This window comes from Neobacillus sp. FW104-15D2, from assembly GCF_058790155.1.
Genome location: NZ_JBYTCJ010000015.1, coordinates 36,603 through 59,743, shown reverse-complemented (window position 1 = coordinate 59,743; position 23,141 = coordinate 36,603). Strand labels below are relative to the sequence as shown.

Annotated in this window: 28 protein-coding genes; 19 read left to right on the top strand and 9 right to left on the bottom strand. The window is 38.0% G+C overall.

Annotation, left to right across the window (positions count from 1 at the left end):
• Positions 1-97: 97 nt before the first annotated feature.
• The gene (locus tag AC3WR0_RS13345) at positions 98-922 is read left to right on the top strand and encodes a hypothetical protein (RefSeq protein ID WP_492552769.1); all 825 of its coding nucleotides are present in this window, start codon (positions 98-100) and stop codon (positions 920-922) included.
• 38 nt (positions 923-960) lie between these two features.
• On the opposite strand, the gene AC3WR0_RS13340 is transcribed toward AC3WR0_RS13345, so the two are convergent.
• Positions 961-1,206 carry a DNA alkylation repair protein gene (locus tag AC3WR0_RS13340; RefSeq protein WP_492552768.1) on the bottom strand — a complete coding sequence of 82 codons (246 nt, stop codon included), beginning with the start codon at positions 1,204-1,206 and terminating at the stop codon, positions 961-963.
• A 107-nt stretch (positions 1,207-1,313) separates the two neighbouring features.
• Between AC3WR0_RS13340 and yoyC the strand changes: the two genes are divergently transcribed.
• Both yoyC and AC3WR0_RS13330 read left to right on the top strand, forming a co-directional pair.
• Entirely contained in the window at positions 1,314-1,571 is a 258-nt protein-coding gene (yoyC, locus tag AC3WR0_RS13335; RefSeq protein ID WP_492552767.1) for a protein YoyC, read from the top strand.
• A gap of 589 nt (positions 1,572-2,160) precedes the next feature.
• Entirely contained in the window at positions 2,161-2,895 is a 735-nt protein-coding gene (locus AC3WR0_RS13330; RefSeq protein ID WP_492552766.1) for a CAP domain-containing protein, read from the top strand.
• Between the two features lie 48 nt (positions 2,896-2,943).
• On the opposite strand, the gene AC3WR0_RS13325 is transcribed toward AC3WR0_RS13330, so the two are convergent.
• The 5 genes from AC3WR0_RS13325 to AC3WR0_RS13305 form a co-directional block, all read right to left on the bottom strand.
• Positions 2,944-3,519: a hypothetical protein gene (locus AC3WR0_RS13325; protein WP_492552765.1), complete on the bottom strand. Its 576-nt coding sequence runs from the start codon at positions 3,517-3,519 to the stop codon at positions 2,944-2,946.
• 20 nt (positions 3,520-3,539) lie between these two features.
• Positions 3,540-4,004, bottom strand: coding sequence for an Hsp20/alpha crystallin family protein (locus AC3WR0_RS13320; protein WP_027321558.1), 465 nt, complete (start codon positions 4,002-4,004; stop codon positions 3,540-3,542).
• 78 nt (positions 4,005-4,082) lie between these two features.
• Positions 4,083-4,562, bottom strand: a complete 480-nt coding sequence (locus AC3WR0_RS13315) for an Hsp20/alpha crystallin family protein (RefSeq protein WP_492552764.1) — start codon at positions 4,560-4,562, stop codon at positions 4,083-4,085.
• A gap of 27 nt (positions 4,563-4,589) precedes the next feature.
• Entirely contained in the window at positions 4,590-4,832 is a 243-nt protein-coding gene (locus AC3WR0_RS13310; protein ID WP_027321560.1) for a spore germination protein, read from the bottom strand.
• A 15-nt stretch (positions 4,833-4,847) separates the two neighbouring features.
• The gene (locus AC3WR0_RS13305) at positions 4,848-5,090 is read right to left on the bottom strand and encodes a spore germination protein (protein ID WP_027321561.1); all 243 of its coding nucleotides are present in this window, start codon (positions 5,088-5,090) and stop codon (positions 4,848-4,850) included.
• A gap of 279 nt (positions 5,091-5,369) precedes the next feature.
• Here AC3WR0_RS13305 and AC3WR0_RS13300 point away from each other — a divergent pair, with 279 nt between their 5' ends.
• From AC3WR0_RS13300 to AC3WR0_RS13275, 6 genes are all read left to right on the top strand, one after another.
• A complete protein-coding gene (locus AC3WR0_RS13300) occupies positions 5,370-6,143 on the top strand; it encodes an SDR family oxidoreductase (protein ID WP_492552763.1) in 774 nt (257 codons plus the stop codon).
• Positions 6,112-7,710, top strand: a complete 1,599-nt coding sequence (locus tag AC3WR0_RS13295) for an HD domain-containing phosphohydrolase (RefSeq protein WP_492552762.1) — start codon at positions 6,112-6,114, stop codon at positions 7,708-7,710. Before AC3WR0_RS13300 ends, AC3WR0_RS13295 begins: the two co-directional genes overlap by 32 nt.
• A 289-nt stretch (positions 7,711-7,999) precedes the next feature.
• Entirely contained in the window at positions 8,000-8,176 is a 177-nt protein-coding gene (locus tag AC3WR0_RS13290; protein ID WP_492552761.1) for a hypothetical protein, read from the top strand.
• Positions 8,177-8,267: 91 nt separating this feature from the next.
• Positions 8,268-9,665, top strand: a complete 1,398-nt coding sequence (locus tag AC3WR0_RS13285) for an alkaline phosphatase (protein ID WP_492552760.1) — start codon at positions 8,268-8,270, stop codon at positions 9,663-9,665.
• 266 nt (positions 9,666-9,931) lie between these two features.
• Positions 9,932-10,081 (top strand): YflJ family protein, encoded by a 150-nt coding sequence (locus AC3WR0_RS13280; protein ID WP_492552759.1) that lies wholly within the window; start codon positions 9,932-9,934, stop codon positions 10,079-10,081.
• Between the two features lie 160 nt (positions 10,082-10,241).
• Complete coding sequence (locus AC3WR0_RS13275) at positions 10,242-10,394, top strand: hypothetical protein (protein WP_492552758.1); 153 nt, start codon at positions 10,242-10,244, stop codon at positions 10,392-10,394.
• Positions 10,395-10,493: 99 nt separating this feature from the next.
• Here the strand turns inward: AC3WR0_RS13275 and AC3WR0_RS13270 are convergent, their stop codons facing one another.
• Positions 10,494-11,060 (bottom strand): GNAT family N-acetyltransferase, encoded by a 567-nt coding sequence (locus AC3WR0_RS13270; protein WP_492552757.1) that lies wholly within the window; start codon positions 11,058-11,060, stop codon positions 10,494-10,496.
• A gap of 324 nt (positions 11,061-11,384) precedes the next feature.
• Positions 11,385-12,512, bottom strand: a complete 1,128-nt coding sequence (locus tag AC3WR0_RS13265) for an amidohydrolase (RefSeq protein ID WP_492552756.1) — start codon at positions 12,510-12,512, stop codon at positions 11,385-11,387.
• Positions 12,513-12,704: 192 nt separating this feature from the next.
• Here AC3WR0_RS13265 and AC3WR0_RS13260 point away from each other — a divergent pair, with 192 nt between their 5' ends.
• From AC3WR0_RS13260 to dapF, 8 genes are all read left to right on the top strand, one after another.
• Positions 12,705-12,905 (top strand): PLD nuclease N-terminal domain-containing protein, encoded by a 201-nt coding sequence (locus AC3WR0_RS13260; protein ID WP_492552755.1) that lies wholly within the window; start codon positions 12,705-12,707, stop codon positions 12,903-12,905.
• Positions 12,905-13,852, top strand: a complete 948-nt coding sequence (locus AC3WR0_RS13255) for an ABC transporter ATP-binding protein (protein ID WP_492552754.1) — start codon at positions 12,905-12,907, stop codon at positions 13,850-13,852. The genes AC3WR0_RS13260 and AC3WR0_RS13255 overlap by 1 nt, the downstream gene beginning before the upstream one ends.
• Positions 13,812-14,591 (top strand): ABC transporter permease, encoded by a 780-nt coding sequence (locus AC3WR0_RS13250; protein ID WP_492552753.1) that lies wholly within the window; start codon positions 13,812-13,814, stop codon positions 14,589-14,591. The genes AC3WR0_RS13255 and AC3WR0_RS13250 overlap by 41 nt, the downstream gene beginning before the upstream one ends.
• A gap of 83 nt (positions 14,592-14,674) precedes the next feature.
• Positions 14,675-15,526: a patatin-like phospholipase family protein gene (locus AC3WR0_RS13245; protein ID WP_492552752.1), complete on the top strand. Its 852-nt coding sequence runs from the start codon at positions 14,675-14,677 to the stop codon at positions 15,524-15,526.
• A gap of 132 nt (positions 15,527-15,658) precedes the next feature.
• Positions 15,659-16,447 (top strand): hypothetical protein, encoded by a 789-nt coding sequence (locus AC3WR0_RS13240; protein WP_492552751.1) that lies wholly within the window; start codon positions 15,659-15,661, stop codon positions 16,445-16,447.
• Positions 16,448-16,542: 95 nt separating this feature from the next.
• Positions 16,543-17,130, top strand: coding sequence for an EAL and HDOD domain-containing protein (locus AC3WR0_RS13235; RefSeq protein WP_492552750.1), 588 nt, complete (start codon positions 16,543-16,545; stop codon positions 17,128-17,130).
• Positions 17,124-17,786 (top strand): EAL and HDOD domain-containing protein, encoded by a 663-nt coding sequence (locus AC3WR0_RS13230; protein WP_492552827.1) that lies wholly within the window; start codon positions 17,124-17,126, stop codon positions 17,784-17,786. The genes AC3WR0_RS13235 and AC3WR0_RS13230 overlap by 7 nt, the downstream gene beginning before the upstream one ends.
• Positions 17,787-18,184: 398 nt before the next feature.
• Complete coding sequence (gene dapF, locus AC3WR0_RS13225) at positions 18,185-19,168, top strand: diaminopimelate epimerase (protein WP_492552749.1); 984 nt, start codon at positions 18,185-18,187, stop codon at positions 19,166-19,168.
• Between the two features lie 365 nt (positions 19,169-19,533).
• On the opposite strand, the gene AC3WR0_RS13220 is transcribed toward dapF, so the two are convergent.
• Complete coding sequence (locus tag AC3WR0_RS13220; protein WP_492552748.1) at positions 19,534-21,384, bottom strand: DNA ligase D; 1,851 nt, start codon at positions 21,382-21,384, stop codon at positions 19,534-19,536.
• A 132-nt stretch (positions 21,385-21,516) separates the two neighbouring features.
• Here AC3WR0_RS13220 and ku point away from each other — a divergent pair, with 132 nt between their 5' ends.
• The gene (gene ku, locus AC3WR0_RS13215) at positions 21,517-22,359 is read left to right on the top strand and encodes a non-homologous end joining protein Ku (RefSeq protein WP_027321575.1); all 843 of its coding nucleotides are present in this window, start codon (positions 21,517-21,519) and stop codon (positions 22,357-22,359) included.
• 95 nt (positions 22,360-22,454) lie between these two features.
• On the top strand, positions 22,455-23,114 hold the full coding sequence (locus tag AC3WR0_RS13210) for a phosphatase PAP2 family protein (protein ID WP_492552747.1): 660 nt from the start codon (positions 22,455-22,457) through the stop codon (positions 23,112-23,114).
• Positions 23,115-23,141 lie beyond the last annotated feature (27 nt).

The window sequence follows — 23,141 nt, the reverse complement described above, 5'->3', positions numbered from 1 at the left end:
CGGGGTTTTTCTTTTTAACCATTTTAGAATGCATGTCTGAGTTTACCTTAGGTAAAACTTTTATAGATACATTAAAAAGCGAATGAAGGTGAAGGAAATGAAAAGGATTTATATCCCGATAATCTTATCTGTTTTTATCTTTTTCACCTTTCCTGGAATAGGTGATGCAGGGGAAAAGAAACAAGAAAAAGGGATATTGATGAGATGGGAAGAAGCAAATCAGACATTGCCCAGGTATTCTAAATTTACTGTTATAGATGTTAATACAGGAAAGAAGTTTCGAGTTCAGAGGCGGGCAGGAAGCCGTCATGCAGATGTTCAGCCGTTGTCTGCAAAGGACACAAAAATTATGAAAAGTATTTATGACGGTAAGTGGAGCTGGAAGAGAAGGGCCATTTTTATACCTTACAAAGGTAAACGAATTGCAGCATCTATGCACGGAATGCCTCATGGTGCAGGAGCTCTCCAGAATAATTTTCCCGGCCATTTTTGCATCCATTTTTATGGCAGTACAACACATCGATCTAATTTTATGGATTTATCACATCAATTAATGACTCTAAAGGCAGCTGGAAAGTTAAAGAGCCATATAGCGAAACAGGGGCCCTATGATGTAATATCAGCCTATATTGCAGGAATAAAGCAGCATGATAGTGACATTGTTTCGTTAACATCTTTGCAGGATTTGAAATGGAATAGTGTTTTTGAAGAGATTGAAAATATCAGGTTATCAGGAATGCCAATTCTTCCGGAGGAGGATATCAGAGAGCAGATCATCCTTACAGTTCCCATTACCCTGGATATCCAGCTTAAGGGCAAGGGGGCAGAAAGATTTCAGGGGGAAATGAATGTTGTACGATTAGTCCCCTATGATTCCTGGAAAGTTGATTCTACCTTTTTAAATGATGAAATATTAAAATAAACACCTCCCAGGGAATATCCGGGAGGTGTCTTAGCTTCTTACATTTGCTGCTCGCCAAATTTAATAAACGTTCGTTCATCTTCAACTAACCCACAGACCCCACATTGGACTTTTAATTCAGGCCCTTTATAGGGAATATGAAAAGGATCTAATTCACTTTGGGAATATTCCTGAACAATTTCTCCCGAATTTGGGTCCATCTTTACTGGATGGGGAAGCTGCTGGATCAAATTAAATCTGCTCCGATTCGTTTTACAATTGGGACAGCGGTATGGTGTAGGCATATAAATCTCCTTCCAAATAAAAGATTAGTATGTATTTTTTGCAATTCTGCAGTTAAATATGTAAAAATGCTAGGAGGAAAAGCAGTGAGAAACAGAGGTGAACATTGGTGGATTTTGATAAACTATTGACGCGGTACCGCTCGATATGGAATAACAGGCTTCTTGAGGGAATGGAGGGCAGTGAAGCTATTTTGAAGGAAGCTATTAAAAGGGAGCTCCTCGATGAAAACTCTCATCCACGAGTACGAAAGGGCAAGTATGAGAAATATTACTTAGCTTCAAAAAGGATACTTAATTCCTCTATAGGAGTTGAAGAAAAGGTTGCCCTTATCAGGATGCATTATGAAATAATGGAAGAACTCTAAATGTGAAAAGCTTTTTATAAGCTAATATCCCCATTTAAGGTCGTTTTGTAAAACGAGCCTTATAATAAAATGGCTCTGTTAAAGCTCATTGTTGTTTTTTCTTAAGCAAAAGGCCTGAGGCTCCTCGGAAATCCCCGATTATGCTTTGGAGTTTCGTGCGATGGTAAATTCCAGGGCGAATTCCTTGTGGTATCTCATTTCCTTCGTGCAGGGGCTTTCAAGGCTGTTATTAAATGACCTGCGGAAAAGCGGTCCATGGGAAACCTCGCAGGTGCAAAGAGCAGTAAAAAAAGTTACAGAAATGAAAAATTAGTTATAAACCTAGTTATAATAAAACCCTGTCAACCCTCTATTCATGATAATTTATGGTAAAGGTGAAAGTAACTTCCTTTAAAGTTTGGAAATGAACCAATTATTTAAGAGCATTTAAACATAGGAATTTACTAGATAAATTGAGTGAATACCTCTAGAAAGATCCTTTTAAATAGATCTTAAGAAATTCGTTTCCTTTTCCTTCCTGAAATATTACAAAAAAGCTATGGTAAGCTAGTAGCGAAAAATAGAAACGCAAGCAGGGGAGGAAAAAGAAATGAAAAAGAAAGCATTAATTGGAACAGCGGCAGCGGCGGCTTTATTGGCAGCAAGCCCAGGAATTCACAAGGCGGATGCAGCTTCAAATACCCCCGCAGCACCACAGGAAAAAGTCTACTATTATCAAACATCCAATTTTAATAATCTCGATTTAAATAGTTTTATAGAAAAGTTTGTCAAAGAACATGGTATCCAGTGGAATTTCACTGATACTCCTGTAAAGCAGTCAGTACCTGGGCAGGCAAACCAGAGTAAAGCATCTGCTCCGGTAAAACAAGAAGTTGCTGCCCAAAAGCCAGCTATAAACAAAACAGCTGCTCCAGCTCATTCGGCACCAGCACAAACTTCCAGCCAGCTTAGTGCCTATGAGCAAAAAGTTGTCGATTTAACGAATCAGGAAAGGGCCAAGAATGGTCTGCCAGCACTTAAAGTTGATCTTGCATTAAGCAAAATGGCAAGAGATAAGTCAAAGGATATGCAGGCAAATCATTACTTTGATCATACCAGCCCAACTTATGGGTCCCCTTTTGATATGATGAAAAAGTATGGTATTTCTTATACGGCAGCTGGTGAAAATATCGCAATGGGACAAAAAACTCCTGAAGAGGTTGTGAATGCCTGGATGAACAGTGAAGGCCACCGCAGAAATATATTAAACTCTAATTTCACATATATTGGTGTTGGATATGTTGCCGAGGGTAACTATTGGACACAAGAGTTCATTGGAAAATAATTTTGATAAACAAAAAGGCAAAGCGCAGAAAATACTGCGCTTTGCCTTTTATTCTTCCCGTGGCCGGAAGTTAATCTTTGAAGATGATTCGTCAGTATTTTCTGTTTTGCTAGCTGGATTATTTTTGGATTTGCTATCTGGATTATTTTTAAATTTGCTATCTGGTTCATTTTCTGAGTCATTTTCAGATTTGCCCTCCAGCTTCTTCTTAAATATCTTTGCTGCCTCTTTTGAAATATCCCCTTCATAACTGGTTCCTATATTCAGCTTTCCAGAGAGTTCTTTTATTCCCAGCTGTCCAAAATTATTGGCATAATCAAGTTTTTCAATGATGATTTTATCTACATTTATATTTTCAATTTTAATGGAAGGCATTTCATCTGAAGAAGTGGCAGAAGGGGGTGGTTTAATTGGTGTGTAATGATTCCTTTTTTCATGCAATGATGATTTTAAAAGATTTTCAATAGCAATCATTTTCTTCTCAATATCTGGAAGCTTTTCAAGTCCAGTCATTTTCTTTTCAATGTCCGAGATTTTTTCAATGGTATTCATTTTCTTTTCGATATCCGACAGCTTTTCGAGTAGTCTTTTTTGTGATGGAAGAAAGCGGAAAGGAAATCGCATAACTACCTCAATTCTGGTGTTTATTCACCAAAGGAAATGGGGATATCCTCCATATCTTCCTTGTTAATTGGAACAATTAATGTAAAAATTCCTTTATCAAGTTCCGTCTGAATCTGTTCTTTCAAGATAGGATACGGGAGATTGATTTTTTTCTCGAATTTACGGCTTGGTCGTTCCTTCATAAAGTATCTGAGATTTTGTTCAAGTGAAACGAATTCACCAGATAGTGTCAAAGTTTGTTCCAGGATGGAGAGCTGAAAATCCTCTTTTTTTAATCCTGGCATTTCAGCAATTAAGATGAGGTAATTGTCTTTTTCAAACAGGTCACATTTAGGGAGAATATCCTGGCTGTTGAAGCCATGAGAAGATTTAGTACGGTGAATGGGATTGCTGCCTGTTTTATCGTCAAACACCGATTTCCAGAAGTCATCGGATTGGTATTGCTTGGCGATATCAAGCCATTGTTTTAATTTATCCATTTCCATTTTTAAAACCACCTCTTAAGATGATTTGCTAATCTATCTTATTTTTAGAATCTAAAAAAATGCAAAAAAAATTGATGTTTATAAAATTTCATTAACATCAATTTCTGAAAACTGCATATCGATATTTTTGGGAAGTTTAATTTCTAGTGTTCCATCTTTAAAATTGGCAGAGGAGCCTTTTTTCCTTACTATCGCAGGCAGAGGAATCGTATGCTTATCATCAAATTCTGGTATATGTTCAATTATGAGCTGGTTGGTCGTATGATACAGCTTTAGCTGTTTTATCCAATCCTCATTTTTAAGAGGGATTCTTACAAAAACAAAATCATGTGTTTCAAATGAAGAAGAGTTCAGGGCGCCAGGTGCGGCTGCCGGCTGCTGCTGACCAGAGAAATTCATTCCAGAGAAAAGATCCTGTGGGTTCGTCATCCCCTTCATATTTCCCGGAAGCATTTTCTCTAGAAGGTTATTGACATAAGAATCAATTTCATCCGGCTTCATTTGGCCCATCATGTTTTTCATATCTTTATTAAAAGGAAAAATATTCCACGGAAACATCTGATTGGTCTCCTTTCAGATCCAAAGCTAAAATTGGTTCGAAATCGGTGAAGAGGGATTAGCAATTTGGTCCTGGTCACTTATATCAAAGTCTCCAACGCCATTAGTCGAAAACTGTCCTGTAGGCGACAGGTCTCCAAATCCTAGATTTGCACCAACCCATTTAGAATTGGCTGTATGGCTGTTATGAACAGCAGGGCCCAGGGAAATATTTGCATTATTATTAATAGCGTTCGTTTTGATGTTGAAAATATTAATCTGAAAAGGCATTGGATTCAATCCTTTTTACATTTGATTTGAGTTAACATTTGCCGGATTCGCGATATCACCCATATCGTTAACGTCCGGATCAATAAATACATTTTCCATGGCTGCAGTAGGGGGAGCGTAGTCTCCGTAGGATGAATTTTGGCCTTGAGATTTCGAATTTGCTGTATGTGCGTTATGAAGAGCTTCGCCAATATTAATAGAACCATTGTTGGAGACACTGTTAATTTTCATGCTAAAAATATTGATGACAGTTTGCATCCCTTCACATCCTTTTTTAGATCAAAATTAGATGTACCCCATTTATGTTGGGGAATTATCTATTCTTGGGTCAGACCATAAGCTATATGGCCAGACTGGCGGGTTGCCTTTTCATAACTTTATATCCCATACTATGCAATGGCACGCCCATCCGTTATAAAAACTTCTCCACTTAAATTCAGGGAAACAAAACAATTAGGATATCGTTAATATTTGCATTCAAGTAAATAACTTTTTACTATAGAGGAAAGAAAATAAAGAGGATTTGAGGTTTTAAATGTGAACAGAACCGCTTTTATTACGGGAGGAGCATCCGGAATAGGGAAAATGACAGCTTATCTTTTAGCTGAAAAGGGATTTTCGGTTGCCATCAATTACAGAAACAGCGGGTATGAAGCCAGTAAACTGGCTCAGGAATTAAATGAAAAATTCGGCATAAAAGCTACTATACATAAAGGTGACATTTCCAAACCGGAGGACTGCGAAAGTTTAGTAAGGGAGGTACTTTCCATATATTCTTGTGTAGATGTTCTTATCCATAATGCAGGCCCCTATATCCACGAAAGAAAAAAAATGGCAGAGTATACAGCAGAGGAATGGAATTATTTACTGCATGGGAATTTATCTTCTGTCTTTTTAATAACAAAAAGCCTGCTGCCTGGAATGAAAGAAAAGGGATGGGGACGAATAATCACGATGGGATTTGACAGAGCCGAGACAGCACCTGGATGGGCTTATCGCTCGGTATTTGCGGCAGCTAAAGCTGGACTGGCCTCACTTACTAAATCGATTGCTTTGGAAGAAGCAGAGTTTGGCATAACCGCTAACATGGTTTGTCCTGGTGATATCATTAATGAGTGGAAGGAAAAGAGGATTGCTGACGCCTGTAAAGATAAAGAAATGGCTGCACCTGTGGGTCGTGCAGGGACAGGTGAGGACATTGCAAGAGTGATAGCCTTCTTAACGGATGATCAATCAGGTTTTATCACGGGAAGTGTTATTCCTGTAACAGGCGGGGCTGATGTTTTGGGGAAGATATATCGAGTGGAATAAACTCATCTATTCAACAGTTGCTTTTAATGGTAAAATTGAAAAAAATTCTCAATTAACCAGTAGGAGTAATATGAAGGAATATAGACAGTTTATCCAGCGTTTAATTTTAAATTATATAGTTGGTTCCTTTTTGGCTGTTTTTGTTGCCGGAGGAATTCCAATGTTTATGAGTATAAAAATAAATCATACAGAAAGCCTGCTTTTAATAGCTATTATTGCCGGATCTTTGTCCGTTATGGCTGTCTGCGAATTCTTATTTTTTATGAAACAAAAAAGTCCCATTAAGAAGGCTTTTGACAATCATTTTAAAAATCCGGAACTGACGGAAAGTGCATATAGCCAGCTTTTGAAATTTCCTGAATTAACAGCCAAAAGAATAATGGGGCCGCATCTATTTGGGTTTTCTGTTCCTGCTGCCTCCATTTCACTTTTGCTTATTCATAATGGATTATTAAACTTTTCCTATATTTATGTTGTTTATGCCTCGGTAGCTTCTTTAATAATAGCCTCCATGCATGCATTAATAGAATATTTTTTTACGATTAAAGCGATTCAGCCAGTTATCATGTTTTTAAATCAAAATGTCTCTTTGCCTGTTCAAACTTTAAAATCACAAATTAGGGTTCCCATCAGTTTAAAACTTGGAACTGCTATTGTATTAATAGGAATATTTCCGGTCATTTTGTTTCTTCTTTCTGCCCAGGTGAAAATTCAGCAAGTTAGCGGAATGAATCCATCTGTTTTTTGGAAATGGGCCGGTGTTGTCCTCCTCATAACAATGGGTTACTCGATTTTAATTTCTAGAATTATGGCAAAAGATATTCAAAAACCAATTCTTCAGCTTCAGCAAATGATGGGTGAAGTTGAAAAACAAAATTACATACACATGGAGAACGTCTATACGGATGAGTTTTCTGACTTATTTAATGGCTTTAATAAAATGATCCATGAGCTGGAAAAACATGATGCTAAAAATAAAATGATGCTCGAAAGCTTTTTAATGGTTCTTTCTGCCGCCTTAGATGCAAGAGACAAATATACATCAGGCCATTCAGTCAGGGTTGCGGATTTTTCGAAAGAAATAGGCATCAAAATGAATTTACCAAAGGACTCGATTGAAGCTCTATATAAAACTGCCTTACTGCACGATATAGGAAAAATAGGTGTTCCCGACAAGGTCCTTCTTAAAGAAGGCAGATTGTCTGATGAAGAGTTTAATTTGATAAAAGCTCACCCTGTAATTGGAGAAAACATTCTAAAACAAGTTCACCCAATAAGTGAAATTGCTGACTTTCTCCCCGGAGTTCGTTCACATCATGAACGGATGGACGGTAATGGATATCCTGATGGTTTAACAGGTAAAGAGATCCCTTTGTTCGGCAGGATCATTGCTGTTGCGGATTCTTTTGATGCAATGACCTCTGATCGTCCGTATCGTAAAGGGATGCCACAGGAGAAGGCAGGCCACATCCTTCATGAAGGGCGTGGCACACAATGGGATGCTAAAATTGTGGATTTGTTTATTGAGTTTATTAATGAAAGTACCAATAAAGAAAAAGTTAGCTGAAGTGTAAAAGGCTGTCCCTGAGGGGGCAGCCTTTTTGGTCGTTTAGGAAATTTAGATTATTAACTAGTGGATAACTTGAACTAGGTTATTGTAATCCAGCTCCAGCGCCCAGCCAGTTTTCCTCGGGAATATGTTTCTTTGAATATCTTGTGAGGATTATGACCGATAGGTGATAATTCGAACAGCTCGGGGTCATAAGCCAAATCACTTCAGAAATCAGGACAAGAAACGCTTCGGAAGCATCAGCATCGCACGATGGAAAAGCTTCAGCTTTTCCGAGGATGACTACGTGATTCGTCTTATGCCTGTTGGAGGCCCACAGGAAGTGGGTCAGGAAGGCGTTGCCACAGGACAAGGAAAGCTTCGTCAGCTTAATCATCGCACGAAGGAAAAGCGCAGCTTTTTCGAGGACGTGGCGATTTTAGCCTTTCATCATCTAACCGGGCTCTTACGCCTTTTCTTCTAAGGGTGGAATCCTCTTTTAAAAAATGCCTATGAATGATTATTCTTCATTCAAGGAAACTTATGGGTAAATAATTAAAATGGGAGGAAGTAAATTGCGAAAAATAGTAAAGGGCTTTTTAATTTCCGTACTATTAACTGGAATTACCGTTTCTGCTGGCAGTTCAGATTATACGGCAAAAGCAGCACCCCAAAATCCGCTGCTTCAAAAGCCAAAAAATATTATTTATATGATTGGGGACGGAATGGGCATTGGTCAGCTTGAAATTGGCAGGTTGTTTGAATATGGGAAAGAAGGCACTCTGTTTATGCAGACACTTCCTCATGCAGGTCTTGCCAGAACATATTCTGCCAATAACTTTGTAACAGATTCCGCTGCAGGCGCCACAGCTTTAGCAACTGGAAGAAAAACCAATAATGGGATGATAGGGGTAACACCAGATGGAAAAGAGGTTCCAAGCATCCTTGATCTTTTCAAAGAGGATGGAAAAAAAACAGGAGTCATTTCAACCAGTCTGGTAACTGATGCTACACCAGCAGGATTCACAGCAAGTGTGTCCCATAGGTGGAGTGGTCAGCCTGAAATCGCCCGTCAGCAATTAAAGAATCAGGTGGATGTCATTCTTGGCGGCGGAGGTGATTTTTTTCAGCCGAAAAATCAAAACGGTTTCGATCTTGTAAATCAATTTCGCAAAAATGGGTACACGTATGTTACTGATAGAACAAAGCTTGCCGGCGTGAAAGGTGGTAAGGTGCTTGGTTTGTTTCATTCTTCCTATATGACTTATATGCAGGACAGAGAAGAGATGGCGAGCCAGGAGCCTACCTTAAAAGAAATGGCACAAAAAGGTATTGAAACATTATCGACAGGTAATAAGGGTTTTTTCGTAATGATTGAAGGAGCGAGGATTGACCATGCCGCCCATTCTTCCGACATTCCAGGAATTTGGCGTGAATTAATAGAATTTGATGAGGCAGTTAAGTATGCAGTTAACTGGGCAGAAAAACGCGGAGATACACTTGTGGTAGTTACTGCTGATCATGAAACAATGGGAGTTTCAGCAGATGAGCCAATAAATATAGAAGCTTATAAAAGAATTAAAGTGTCACCAGAATTTATGGCAAGTAAACTTATATTCGATCCAAATACAGGGGAATTTACTGCCGAAAGTGTCAAAAGAGCTTTTTCTCATTATGCCGGCCTTGTGATAACAGATAAGGAAGTCAGTGATTTTAATTTAAGATTAAAAGCCAACAAGGGACAAATGTACGCCTCAAAACATGCAGCATGGGAAATTGGCAGCATCATAGCACAGCACATGAATGCTGGTATAAATAGCAGCAGGATTCGGGCATTAAGCTCTACAGGGGGGCACACGGCAAATATGGTTCCCATTTTTGCATTTGGGCCTGGCAGCGAAAGATTTGACGGCGTCTTAAACAATATTGAGATACCAAAAAGAATGGGGCAATTAATGGGATACCAGTTTTAATTTATCAGCGTTTATTCTAGGTCGGTTAATGGATCATGTTCTTTAGAAGCTCTAATCAAAGCTGTTTTTCCTCATCTGCAATTTGTTTTTACTTTGACCCTTTATATGCCTGCTGAATTCTATTTAAAAACATTATTGATTTTTATAAATGGTAGTTGTAGCGAGTGTCTTGAAGCGAAACCAAGTATAACAGAACCAAAATTTAAGAATTAATATAGGTGCTCTCTCATAAAGTGTAGGAACATACATTTGAGGGAGTTGACATCATGGCATTTAGAGGCTCGAAGGGCTGGTTTATTCAAGAATTGAAAAAAATGGGGATTAGTAAACATCCAGTTGAGCGTAAAAAATTAGAGCTTTACAAGACCTATTTAATTAGAAATTTATATTGGGAAATAACAAATGAAAAAAACTGATGAATAGAAGACCAGGATGTGATGCCTGGTTTTTCTATTCATCCTCGACTTTTGCTATAGTATTTTCAAATTTTATGAACAATTTGAATAAGAGGAATAAACCTTTTGCCAGAGGCAGATAATATAACTAACTTATATTTGGTGAAAGGATGAGTGGATTATGAGCCACAGGACAAATCGCATAAATCCGAATCAGACGCAGGTGTTTTTTGAAGATGGTCGGTTTGAAACCCTGACCAATGAAGAGCTTGACGAATTTTTTCAGCAAACAGGCTGGGTTGAAAAGTCAGGAAATCTGGAGCAAAACCTTTAATTAAATCTCACAAAAAGGCTGGAACTGTGATAGTTCCAGCCTTTTACTTAGCTAATCTGAATTTATATCTATTGGAACTCAGCTCTTACCTAGTTTACTTTAGGCTTCTAACAATTGAGAGTCATCAGCATCTGTATTATTATTTGTATTTCTCATCATATATAGAGTATATAAATCTTTTGGAATTTCGTATAAATCATATACATCCTCTGATGCATTTAAGCTTTCATAAATAGCGTTCCTTGTTTCATTTGCCTTCACAACATACGGAAGTTTTTCTGCAGCTTTTATGGATCGGATATTTACTTTACGTATCCGCATAAAGACTGTTTCGATACCAAGCTCGTAAAATAGCTCGTCAAAAAATGCTTCTTTTGCCGGGCTGTTATAACCTTTACCATGGTAGGGTTTTCCCAGCCACGTACCTAGAAAACCTGCATTATCTTCTATATCATATAGATTGATTGTTCCTATTGGCGCGCCCCATTCGTCATGAATCGTGCGAGAAATTAATTCACCGCGTTCTTCTGCTTCAATCGTTTGCTTCGTTACGAAAAGAAATTCATCGTATGAAGCCGCTTTTTGGCGCACAAAAGGGAAGACATCTGGATGCGTCATCAATTCATATAATGCATGGCATTCTGAAAGATCACGTTTTTTAATCATGATTGTCCCTCCAGCTAGGCAGTCCGATTCCACTTAATATGAAGCGTCCCACCTCGAAATTTTTTGTATTGCTAAAAAATTTCGGGGTGGGAATCGAACCCACTAGAACCAGAATACCTGGTGGCGCACCATTTGCCTTCCCTATTTCATTTTGTTTTAAAGCTTTAGATCTAAAAAACACCTTCTAGTTTGAATTGGGGCCAAAAGAAATTTGGCACCTTTTTATAAGAGGTCACTTCAAGTATCATACAAAAAAAAACGCGAAAAATAAATAGTTTTTTTTCTTATTTTTTGTTAAATTTTATTCCAATTTTCAACAATTTACTACACCTGCTGATAAACAATTTTACCGCCGATCATAGTCCATTTCGGCTGAGCTAAATAATGGAAAGGATGATGGCTCCAAAGGACCAAATCTGCCTCCTTTCCTTCTTCAATACATCCCAGTCTGTCATCAACACGTAGATTTCTGGCAGGATTAATAGTAATGCCTTCTAATGCTTTTTGTTCAGGAAGTCCTTCGCGGACAGCTATTGCTGCACAGATGTTTAAATACTGAATAGGAGTGTAGGGATGATCAGTGGTAATGGAAACTTCGACACCATTTTCAGACAGCTCCTGATAGGTTTTCCATGTCTTGTTTTTTAACTCCACCTTTGCTCGTCTTGTTAAAGTTGGCCCAACAGATACTTTTAAATTCATTCCTGAGAGCTCACTTGCTATTAAATGCCCTTCCGTGCAATGTTCAATCCTTAAGTCCAGATTAAATTCTTCTGCAAGCCGGATAGCTGATATAATATCATCAGCTCTGTGCGCATGGATCCTTACTGGAATTTCTCTCTTTAATGCTTTTATAAGAGGCGAAACTCTTAAATCATCAGGATTATCTGCATTCAAGGCATTATAAAAAGCCTCCCTCAGCATCCCCATGATTCCCATTCGTGTAATAGAAGCATTATTCCCATTACTATGAATCCTTTTTGGATTTTCTCCAAGGGCAATCTTTAATCCCGCCGTTTCTTTTACGATCATTTTTTGTATGTTTTTCCCGTGTGTTTTTATGACGGATGTTGTCCCTCCAATTACATTGGCGCTTCCCGGCATAATATGAACAGTTGTGATTCCGCTTTTAATGGCATCTAAAAATCCTGTATCTAATGGATATGCACCATCTATCGCTCTAATATGTGGTGTTAAAGGCTCTGCCGTCTCATTTGCATCATTACCAGCCCAGCCAGTTCCCTCATCATAAAGCCCCAAATGAGTATGAACATCGATAAATCCCGGAAATAAGCAATAGTTACTGCAGTCTATCATCTTAACATCAGTGGAGCTGACCAGATTTTTTCCGACCTTTATAATTATTCCGTTTTCAATTAATACATCGCCGTTCACAATTACCTCTGATGTTACAGGATAAACCTTTGCATTTTTTAATAATATCTTTGTCATTTTAATTTCTTTCCCCTGACTAGAAACAGTTTTAAATATTTTATCAATTAACTGTTTAGTTGGGAACAAATTAACCAAAGGAAGTTTTTAGAATTTTCGTCAAAACAAACTTTAAAAAAATTATTCAGATTACTGAACGAATTTTCCAGTTATCCGTCAGATGAGATGAAATGAATACTAGGGGGAAAAATGATGAGTCAAATAGATGGAATAAATATTGCAGTATTAGCTCCGGTTTTAATTATTAATCTCATTTTAATAATTGTGGCTGTTATCGATTTAATTCGAATTGAAAATACAAGGGGTCCAAAATGGCTTTGGGCAATAGTCATTCTCTTTGTTAATTTAATTGGCCCAGTTCTCTATTTTATTGTAGGAAGGAGAAATGATTAATGACCCTTGTTGAGGTAAGCGGGCTGAAAAAAAGCTTTCAGGGAACAGAGGTCATCAAAGGGCTCGATTTTTCGCTTGATAGGGGAAAGTGTATCGCTCTTTTAGGACCAAATGGTGCCGGGAAAACAACCATCTTAAGAATGCTTTCTGGTTTGATGAAACCAACATCCGGTTCTATTTCTTTTTCAACTAATGGAAAAGGAGATGACATCCGTCACTTGATTGGCTATCTACCGCAGTTTCCTGTCTATTATGACTGGATGACTGCGAAAGAATTTCTTCAATATGTTGGAAGGCTTGCAGGACTAAGCAGCAGGGAAGCAAAGGGTAGAACAATTGAATTGCTGAAAAGAGTAGGCATTGAAGAAGCAAAAAATAGAAGGATCGCAAAATTTTCCGGTGGAATGAAGCAAAGGCTCGGAATTGCACAGGCACTAATTCACCGGCCGCTTCTCCTAATGCTGGATGAACCGGTATCTGCGCTGGATCCTTTTGGAAGAAGAGAAGTGCTTGAACTGTTAGAGGAATTGAAAAAAGAAACAACCATCCTTTTCTCCACGCACATCTTAAACGATGCTGAAGAGGTATGTGATAAAATCCTTTTCCTCCACAAGGGCCGCATAGTGGAAACAGGGACAATGGAGGAATTAAAGGACCGGTATATGGAGGCAAGAATTGACTTTTCCTTTAAGCAAAACGCCGATAAGTATGTGACATTATTTGCAGCTTCTCCATTAGTAAATTCCTTGGAAACTCAAGGTGATACGGTAAGGGTTGAAGTGGCTAATTTGGAAAAAGCAAGATCGTATTTTCTTAACCGAATAGCGGAGGAAAATTGGTCTTTAACCAAATTCGAAATCAGTTCTATGACACTTGAGGATATCTTTATGAAGGTGGTGGGAATGGATGAGCCAGTGGATAACACTTCTGCAAAAAGAATTGGTTGAAACGTGGAGAAACTTTAAATGGATCTGGGTTCCTATAACTTTTATATTATTAGGAGTAAAAGAGCCTCTAACAAGCTATTATATGCAGCCCATTCTGGATGCATTGGGAGGACTGCCCAAAGGGGCTGTTATTAAGCTCCCAGAGCCATCGGCGGCCGAAGTTCTTGCTAAAGGGCTCAGCTCCTATACTTCAATAGGAGTTTTGATTATCGTATTAACCACCATGGGGATTATTGCAGTTGAACGAAGAAGCGGAGTTGCTGCTATGATCCTTGTAAAACCTGTTTCCTTTATCTCCTATGTGACTGCAAAGTGGATGGGAGGACTTATTTTAATGGTTTTCTCCTTTTTCATTGGATACCTCGCTACGTGGTATTACACAGGGATTCTTTTTGAATGGGTTCCGTTTGGGGATTTCTTCCTTTCGTTTTTATTGTATGCCCTTTGGCTTGCCCTTATCTTAACTTTTACTGTTTTTTGCAGCTCACTGTTTTTGGTTCCAGGAACTGCAGGCTTCATCTCAATTGCCACAATTATTATCTATACACTTATTAGCGGTACGCTGACTAAGTGGATGAAATGGAGTCCCTCCATGCTTACTGATTATGCTAACCAGCTTCTAGCGGGTCAATCATTGCCCAGTGCGACAAGCGCAGCCGCAGCCATTGCAGCCTTAGCAATCATTATATTATTGACATTGAGTGTAGTCGTTTTTCGAAAAAAAGAGCTCGCTGCCTAAGAATGCGTTTAATTTTTATTCAAGGCTTAACTGGACTATAATAGTCAATATCCGATTGATGTACGATTGAAGGGAAGAGTAAAATGTTAGACCAAACAGGCCTTGTTTTAGAAGGAGGGGGCATGCGCGGCGTTTATACTGCAGGCGTCCTTGAGTTCTTTTTAGAAAATGAAATTTTTTTCCCTTATGTAATTGGGGTTTCCGCGGGTGCTTGTAATGCCGCATCCTATCTGTCAGGTCAAAGGGGAAGAAATAAAACAGTAACAATTGAATATGCTGGCGATCCCCGCTATATTTCCTGGAGAAATTACTTTCGTAACCGCCAGTTTTTTGGAATGGATTTTATTTTTGATGAAATTCCAAGCAAACATGTTCCTTATAATTATAATGCTTTTTACGATAGGCCATCCGAATTTGTAGTAGGTACAACCGATTGCCATACAGGAGAACCTGTTTATTTTGGAAAAAAAGATTACCAAAAAGATCTTTTAACCGTTTTAAGGGCTTCCAGTTCCTTGCCGTTTATAGCACCGGAAATATCTTATCAGAACAGGATGCTGCTGGACGGGGGAATTAGCGATCCCATCCCTGTGAAGAAAGCGATAGAGGATGGGTTTAAGAAAAATGTTGTCATATTGACCCGGAACGAGGGATATCTGAAAAAGCCCTCACGGTTTCATTTCCTCGTTAATCGTAAATATCCTTTATATACTGGATTACAAAAGTCCTTAAGGCAGCGATATAGTATTTATAACGAGACAATGGCTTTCCTTGAGGAGGAAAACAAGAAGGGCAGTGTCTTCCTTGTTCGTCCCTCTGTCCCATTGAAAGTCGGAAGAATGGAAAGGGATCCCAAAAAGCTAGAAGAGCTATATTATCAGGGGTATGTGGATGCGGAAAAATCTGCAGAAAAAATGCTTAAATGGATGCAATAGTCATAATACGTAAGTTAAGAAAAGGGGAAAGCAGATTTGGCTTTTCCCTTTTCTTTTTGCTTATTTCTATCATTTTTTTAAATTCTGGTAAATAGAATTGAATAAGAGGATAGATAAGGAGTCATTAAAATTATGAAAATCTATGAATATTATCGGGATTCTGCTAATTTAACACTTAATGGCGGCCTTTTAGCGCTTTTTCCTGCAATGTTCATTGTATTGGGAAATATATTGATTTTACATCAAAAGATATTAATGCTGCTATGTATACCTTTTATTGTCTATAGTTTCTTAAGCTACCAACTCTACCGGAATAAAACGAGGGATGGAATATCAATAAAAAAGAATATGCATTCAAGCGGGACGAGTTATTTTCATTTATTTAGTTCCCGGCATTTACTTGTATTATTTCTGCCGGCCATAACGCCTAGCGTAAAGCTCTTTTATCCTGATGGAAACCTGGCAGGGGAAATATCCCCTGTTTCACGTAAACTATCTGATTTTATAGGTTCCACGAGGAAATACATCCTTACTGATCAATTTAGTAGTATAAGAGGATCTTTTAAGGTCAAAAATAATAACTCACTAGAAATTGAGGTTTGGAATGAAATGGGGGAATACGCAGGTAAGTTTCAGAAGAGGAAAAGGCCGGGCTTTAAAAGAATGAAAAAAGAGCTTTTTGAGGGCAATGGCTGCTTTTTAGCAGAGATTAAGGGAGCTTCATTTTTTATGGATGAGCAAATTTTAATGCCGGATAATGAAAGTATAGGGCGGTTGAGAAGAGGCTGGATGCCTGTGGAATGGAGCAGTATCTTTCCAGATCCCAACACTCCTGTCCTTACACTTAACCCCAATAAAAACACAAATATTAATCTTCTCGCAATATCGGTTTTAATTAACGAGTTTTTTATTGAAAGGTAAATTGATAAGACTTTTGTCCTGTGTATTTACATTTTTTGATAAATTTATCATAATAGAGGAATATAATATAAACCTTTTCGGGTGGGGATCTAGGGATGGAAGTCTTTGTTGCAAGACAGCCAATTTTAACAAAAAAGGAAGAAATCTATGCTTACGAGCTGCTTTACAGAAATAACGAGATAAATTACTTTCCACAGGTGGATGGTGATAAAGCTACCGCCGATGTTATTATTAATAGCTTTTTAAATATAGGAATTGACCAGTTATCAAATGGAAAGCCTTGTTTTATTAATTTTACGGAAAAATTACTTAAACTTAAGCTTCCAACTTTTTTCCGGCCTCGTGAAATAGTTGTTGAGATACTTGAAACTGTTGTTCTTGGTCCTGATCTTATAGCTATTTGCCGTGAATTAAAGGATATGGAATATCAGATTGCTCTGGACGATTTTATTTTAAATGAACGAAATCCATATTTAGAAGAACTGTTAAAGTACATAGATATTATAAAAGTAGACTTTCAAAATTCTACTCCAGCAATGAGGAAGAAAATTGAAACTCTTGTATTTCAAAAAAAGATACAGCTTTTAGCTGAAAAAATAGAGACCCGGGAAGAGTTCAAGTCAGCAGTTAACGCCGGTTATCACTATTTTCAGGGGTACTTTTTTCCAAGCCTGTTATTTTAACAACAAAAGATATCCCGTCGTATTTTTATTCATACTATGAAATTATTAATCATTTATCATCACCTGAGCCCCGAATAGATACGATTACAAAGCTAATTGAAAAGGATATATCACTTTCTTATAAGCTTCTTAAACTTATCAATTCTCCAGCTTACAGGCCAAAGCAAAAAATTAATTCAATACGTCAGGCTATTGTCCTTCTAGGGTTAATCGAAATCCAAAAATGGATTTATGTACTGGCTGTCAGAGAAACACCGGGAGCAAACCAGGAGCCTTCCAAAGAGATGGTTGCCATGAGTCTAACCAGGGCAAAAATGGGTGAATTAATAGCTGGATATTTACATAACGTCGCAGGAGCTCCATCGTTTTTTATGACAGGAATGTTTTCAATGATGGACTCTTTGCTTAACATGCCAATGAATGATGTACTGGTGGACCTACCTCTTCAGGAGGATATTTGCGAAGCCTTAAAAGGGAAAAATAATGAACTGAAGCTTGTACTTGATCTTTCGCTGGCAATTGAAAAAGGGGACTGGGAAGCAGCATCACTTTTATGTATTCAGCTAAATATACCAGAGGACATAGCGTTCCGTTTTTATCAGCAGGCAATGACCTGGTCAAAACAATTAATTGAACTTGAAACTTCACTCATGTAGCAGCCGGTTTATACCCGGCTGTTTTTTTAAAGGTTATATTAAAGCTCCTTTTTTAGTTTGCACTATATTCATTGGAGCAGAAGGCGGGAGGCTCATCGAAAATCCTCATCATTTCGTGCGGGGATAATTCAAGGCTGCTTTCCCTGAGCGAACGCAATTTCCTTCGTGCTCCAGCGCTGTAGAGTATTAGAAGATACCACCAGCTCTTCGCAAAGTCGCTGGTGGCTTTTCAAAGAAGGTTTTCACAGACAGCAGCTTGACCGCCCGAGGATAGTGCATGCCGGGAATGGAAATCAAAAGGTAAGTTTACCATAGGCTTATTTTTAAATTGATTAATAAAATAAATTGTGTCATTCTTATGTTATTCTTAATACAACATGAGTTCGGGGGTTTTGAAAGTGGAATTAGAAATCATTAAATGCCATGGTTCCGGAAATGATTTTTTGATTATAGACGAGATAACAAATGATTATACTTTTTCAGAGATTCAAAGGGCAGAAATCGCAAAAGCGTTGTGCAGCAGAGATACAGAATTAGGAGCAGATGGGATCTTGTACCTGCAAAAAAGCGATCATGCTGATGGTGTAATGAGAGTATTTAACACAGATGGCTCAGAAGCCTCAATGTGCGGAAATGGTCTTCGCTGTGCAGCCCGATATATTTGTGGTCTTCATGGAAAGAAGGAAGCTATTATTGAAACAATGAAAGCGGATCTTCATGTTAGTGAGCAGGAGAATATATTTCAGGACATAACCACCTTTCAAGTAGAAATTTCTCCGGTTTCTTTCTTGTTAAAAGATCTGCCTTTAATCCTGGATCAAGAAACACTTCAAAACGAAAAAGTTACCGAGTTATCTGAAGAACTTAAATTTACAGCAGTTGCCGTTCCTAATCCGCATTTAATTGCAATGGTAGAGGAGAAACACCTTCAAGGCGACTTTCAAGGAGAATTAAGCAGTAAACTGAATGGCCCAAATAAATGGTTCCCTGACGGAGTAAATGTCAGTTTCGTAAAATCTATTTCTAAAGGAAACATATATGTACGTACCTTTGAAAGAGGAGTAGGCTTTACAAATGCCTGCGGAACAGCCATGTCAGCTTCCACCCTTGTTACCTGCCTCTTAGGATTAAACAATTTAGAGGAAAAGGTAAATGTTTATAATAATGGGGGTTTGGTTCAATGTGTGGCCCACAAATACGAAGAGGGCTACAAAATAGACCTTATTGGAAATGCCACCTTTATGTATAAAGCTGGAGTAACCATTAATATGGATGACTACTCTTTTACAACAGGACCAAAAGAAGATTTTGGTGAACAGGTATCTTATGGAAAACTTCAAAGCGAAGTAAAGCAATTTTTAGATACAAATATGCAGGGATAAGGGCCAGCCTTATCCCTTTTTATATGGGATTTTTTAATCTTTGGATAAACCTAAACAAAGTTATTGGAATCTGGCTTCAGCGCCCCCCCAGATTTTCTCAAATATCTTGGTGAGGATAATGGATCGAACAGCTCGGGGTCATAAGCCAAACTCCAGAAACAGGACAAGAACGTTTCGAAGCATCCGCATTGCACGAAGGAAAAGCGCTGCTTTATCAAGTGTGTGGCGATTTTAGCTTTTCATCATCTGACCAGGGCGCTTGCGCTTTTCTTAAGCTAATCAGAATTTATATTCCTAAATTCTGAACGGATAAGTAAAACTAGGGCATCCGCCAAAGTGACTTGGCGAATGCCAAGATTTTCTAATTATATCAGGGTCGTGATTCCTTTATTCTGCCTTAAAAATTTCAGAATGGGAGCAAAAGGCTGACTGTCTTTTGCAGTGAAATAATTCTTAAATGGGTTGCCCAGAGAATCCATTCGTTTTTTTATTGTGATGAAGGTGTAATCATTGGGATCCATTTTTAAGTTAATTTCCTCCCAAAATAAAGGGGTTGCTATGCCAGCCCGTTCATTGCCTCTTAGAGAGAAGGGAGAAACAATTGTTTTTCCCTCTGAATACTGAACATAGTCGACGTAAAGCCTGCCTTGCCTGTTCTTTTTTAGTCTTTCGACAGTAAAGGAGTCCGGTCTTTTTGAAATAAGGTATTCTGCAATGAAACTGGTGAAAAGCCTGGTGTCGTCGTAAGAATAGGTGTTTTCCGGAAGAGGGATATATATCTGGAGACCTTTGTTCCCGGAAGTTTTAATAAAGCCGGTTAGATTTAATTCATCCAGCACTTCCTTAATAAGGATTGCAGCATGTACAGCAAGCTGAAAAGCTTCCTTTGACGGAGGATCCAGATCAAACACTATTTCGCTCGGCCCGCTGCTTTTTATGGTTTGGAATGGAATATGAAATTCAATCGCGAGCTGATTACCCAGCCATAAAAGTGTTTCAAGATTGTTGCACAGGATATATTCAATATCATCTGCCTGGACTGTTTTTACAAAATCGGGGGCATAATCCGGACAATTTTTTTGATAAAAAGGTTCGCCAAACATCCCGTGTGGAAATCTTATTACCGTTAGCAGCCTGTCCTTTAAAAAAGGCAGCATATAAGGTGAAATCTCAAGCAAATAATTAATATAATCCATTTTGCTTATATCTTTATCCTGCCATAAAGGTTTTTCTGGATGTGTAATTTCAAATTCCTTTGGCAGGTTTTTTTTCTGTAATACAAACTTATCATAAGTACATTCAGTGGGAGTTAGATCAAAACGGAACCTTTCAAAATGAGGTTCTCTTAATTGGTTTTCGTAAAGCTCTAAATACTTCACTTCCAGGCAGATTGCCGGGTCAACATAAATATATTTGCTATCCTCATGTCGGCTGTTTTGCTTAAGTGTTGCTAATAGAGCTTGTTTTTCATCTGGTTTTAGGCCAAACAAAATATGTCCAATCCTAACTACTTCAGTTCCTTTATAGACTCCAACACCAATATACTGATTGGACTTATCGAGATCTGTAATAAAACAATTAAAGTGTTTAAAATTTTTATATTTTAGCCACGATGTTGTTCTTTTTCCTTCTTCCCAAGGACTGCCCTTTTGCTTTGCTACAATTCCTTCTCCATCAAATAAAACAACTTTTTCCCACAATTCTTTAAAATCCTTAAAAGGCTCAACGAATTGAAGCAGCTGTTCTGAATCGGGATTCGGTTTTTTATCAAAATGGAGAGAATCAAACAGGGCTGCCAGTTCTTTTTTTCGTTCAAGGTAGCCCGCAGAAAAAAGCTGTTTTCCGCTAAGGTGCAAGATATCAAACACAAGCAGCCGGCAAGGGCTTTTTTTAGCTTGTTCCTCAATATTTTTAATTGATTTCATTCTTCCTCTTTTTTGAATTCCCGAAAAATCGGCTTTGAAAATATTTTCAAGAAGCACTAACTCACCATCAAGGATTATCGGCAAAGATGGACTAAATAACTTTTCATTCTGGAGAAGAAAGTTCTCTATTTCAGGAAATTGCGGAAGAAGGTCTTTACCGTTTCTGCTAATAAGCTTAATTCCGCTGCTATCCCATTCCAAAAAGGCACGAAAACCATCGTATTTTACTTCATAAAACCAATCAGGCTTTGAAGGTGTATCAAAGGTAAGTGTAGGCAGCATTGGTTTCATTCGAAGATGCTCCTTAGAATATGGTCTGTAACATTATTTTTCGTAAGTTAGTCAGATTTCATCCTTCCATAAGTTGATAAGAATGAGGAATTTACATTTGAGAAAAATAATAAAAAAAGGATGGAGATATATATGCACACAATATGGAAAGGCAGTATTAGTTTTGGACTTGTAAACATTCCGATAAAGCTTCATGCGGCAACAGAGGATAAGGATATTAAACTGCGTACTCTGCATAAGGAATGCCATTCACCAATTAAATATGAAAAAGTATGTCCGGTTTGCGAAGTGGAAGTAAAGCCTGAAGATATCGTTAAGGCTTATGAGTATACAAAAGGTAAATATGTTGTGTTGGAGAATGAAGACCTGGAAAAACTAAAAAAGGAAAATGAAGACCGGGCAGTAGAGATTATTGATTTTGTGAAAATGGAACAAATAGATCCCATTTATTTTGATAAGACTTACTTCATGTCTCCCCATGAGGGTGGTTCAAAAGCATATTCACTTTTAAGAAAAGCCCTGCAGGATTCACAAAAGGTTGGAATTGCAAGAATGATTATCCGTTCAAAGGAACAGCTGGGGGTAATCAGGGTTTACGAAAATACCCTTGTCATGGAAACAATCCATTACCCGGATGAGGTCAGAAAAGCTGCTGATGTACCGAATGTACCAGCAGAGGATAAAGTAACTGATCGGGAATTGGATACCGCCATTTTATTGATTGACCAGCTAACAACAGAATTTGAACCAGGAAAATATATAGATGAATACAGAAATGCATTACTTGAGCTTATTGAAGCAAAACGAACAGGTCAGGAAGTTGTTACTCCTGCAGCGCCTAAAGAAGCCGCTTCAAATGTTACCGATTTGATGGCCGCATTACAGGCCTCTATTGACCGAACAAAACCTGACAAAGCGGAAAAAGCACCTGCTCCAAAGAAAAGGGCGGCGGTTAAAACAAAAAAGCGGGCATAAAAAACAAACCGGTTTCCCCAGGAAACCGGTTCAATATTTTTGCAAAGATAATTTTTAAAATGTAATAATGTTGAAAACAGGAAAAGGCGGTCAGAATGATGGTAGAGAAAGAGAAAAAAATAAGTGCGATTTATTTGATTGTTATTTTAGCTATTCTGGGAACCTTTTTAGGTGTATTTATCCTCGTTGCCAATGAAATGAGAGAGAATAAATTAGTTAAATTTGATCAAACAATTATCCATTATATTCAGGGGTTTATCTCACCCAAATTGACCGAAATTATGCTTTTTTTTACCTTTCTAGGATCAGTAAGATGGCTAATAATTGCGGTTATCCTTGCCACTTTAATTCTTTTTCTCCTTAAGAAAAGAGCTTTGGGAATTTTTATTTTATTATCCTCTGGCATTGGTTCGTTATTTAATTCTTTGCTTAAACATATTTTTAAAAGGACACGGCCGGATATTAAACCTTTAATTACCGAGATGGGATTTAGTTTTCCTAGCGGGCACTCAATGGGCTCCTTTATTTTTTATGGGGCAATCGCCTATATTTTAATTCATTATTACCATAAAAAGTGGAGAAAAATTACGGGCGCCACTCTCATGTTTGTCTTGATATTCCTGATTGGACTTAGCCGAATTTACCTGGGGGTTCATTTTCCGAGTGATATTATTGGAGGATTTACGGCAGGAGGAGCATGGCTGGTCTGCTGTATTATAATGTTTCGGTACTATGAGTATAAAAAAGGTTTATAGATTCCGGCTCTAACTCTCCATCTGTTA

Coding starts and splice junctions, on each gene's coding strand:
- AC3WR0_RS13345 (WP_492552769.1), top strand. CDS start 98: ATGAAAAGGATTTATATCCCGATAATCTTATCTGTTTTTATCTTTTTC.
- AC3WR0_RS13340 (WP_492552768.1), bottom strand. CDS start 1,206: ATGCCTACACCATACCGCTGTCCCAATTGTAAAACGAATCGGAGCAGA.
- AC3WR0_RS13330 (WP_492552766.1), top strand. CDS start 2,161: ATGAAAAAGAAAGCATTAATTGGAACAGCGGCAGCGGCGGCTTTATTG.
- AC3WR0_RS13325 (WP_492552765.1), bottom strand. CDS start 3,519: ATGCGATTTCCTTTCCGCTTTCTTCCATCACAAAAAAGACTACTCGAA.
- AC3WR0_RS13320 (WP_027321558.1), bottom strand. CDS start 4,004: ATGGAAATGGATAAATTAAAACAATGGCTTGATATCGCCAAGCAATAC.
- AC3WR0_RS13315 (WP_492552764.1), bottom strand. CDS start 4,562: ATGTTTCCGTGGAATATTTTTCCTTTTAATAAAGATATGAAAAACATG.
- AC3WR0_RS13310 (WP_027321560.1), bottom strand. CDS start 4,832: ATGCCTTTTCAGATTAATATTTTCAACATCAAAACGAACGCTATTAAT.
- AC3WR0_RS13305 (WP_027321561.1), bottom strand. CDS start 5,090: ATGCAAACTGTCATCAATATTTTTAGCATGAAAATTAACAGTGTCTCC.
- AC3WR0_RS13295 (WP_492552762.1), top strand. CDS start 6,112: ATGTTTTGGGGAAGATATATCGAGTGGAATAAACTCATCTATTCAACA.
- AC3WR0_RS13280 (WP_492552759.1), top strand. CDS start 9,932: ATGGCATTTAGAGGCTCGAAGGGCTGGTTTATTCAAGAATTGAAAAAA.
- AC3WR0_RS13275 (WP_492552758.1), top strand. CDS start 10,242: ATGAGCCACAGGACAAATCGCATAAATCCGAATCAGACGCAGGTGTTT.
- AC3WR0_RS13270 (WP_492552757.1), bottom strand. CDS start 11,060: ATGATTAAAAAACGTGATCTTTCAGAATGCCATGCATTATATGAATTG.
- AC3WR0_RS13265 (WP_492552756.1), bottom strand. CDS start 12,512: ATGACAAAGATATTATTAAAAAATGCAAAGGTTTATCCTGTAACATCA.
- AC3WR0_RS13260 (WP_492552755.1), top strand. CDS start 12,705: ATGAGTCAAATAGATGGAATAAATATTGCAGTATTAGCTCCGGTTTTA.
- AC3WR0_RS13255 (WP_492552754.1), top strand. CDS start 12,905: ATGACCCTTGTTGAGGTAAGCGGGCTGAAAAAAAGCTTTCAGGGAACA.
- AC3WR0_RS13250 (WP_492552753.1), top strand. CDS start 13,812: ATGAGCCAGTGGATAACACTTCTGCAAAAAGAATTGGTTGAAACGTGG.
- AC3WR0_RS13245 (WP_492552752.1), top strand. CDS start 14,675: ATGTTAGACCAAACAGGCCTTGTTTTAGAAGGAGGGGGCATGCGCGGC.
- AC3WR0_RS13240 (WP_492552751.1), top strand. CDS start 15,659: ATGAAAATCTATGAATATTATCGGGATTCTGCTAATTTAACACTTAAT.
- AC3WR0_RS13235 (WP_492552750.1), top strand. CDS start 16,543: ATGGAAGTCTTTGTTGCAAGACAGCCAATTTTAACAAAAAAGGAAGAA.
- AC3WR0_RS13220 (WP_492552748.1), bottom strand. CDS start 21,384: ATGAAACCAATGCTGCCTACACTTACCTTTGATACACCTTCAAAGCCT.
- ku (WP_027321575.1), top strand. CDS start 21,517: ATGCACACAATATGGAAAGGCAGTATTAGTTTTGGACTTGTAAACATT.
- AC3WR0_RS13210 (WP_492552747.1), top strand. CDS start 22,455: ATGATGGTAGAGAAAGAGAAAAAAATAAGTGCGATTTATTTGATTGTT.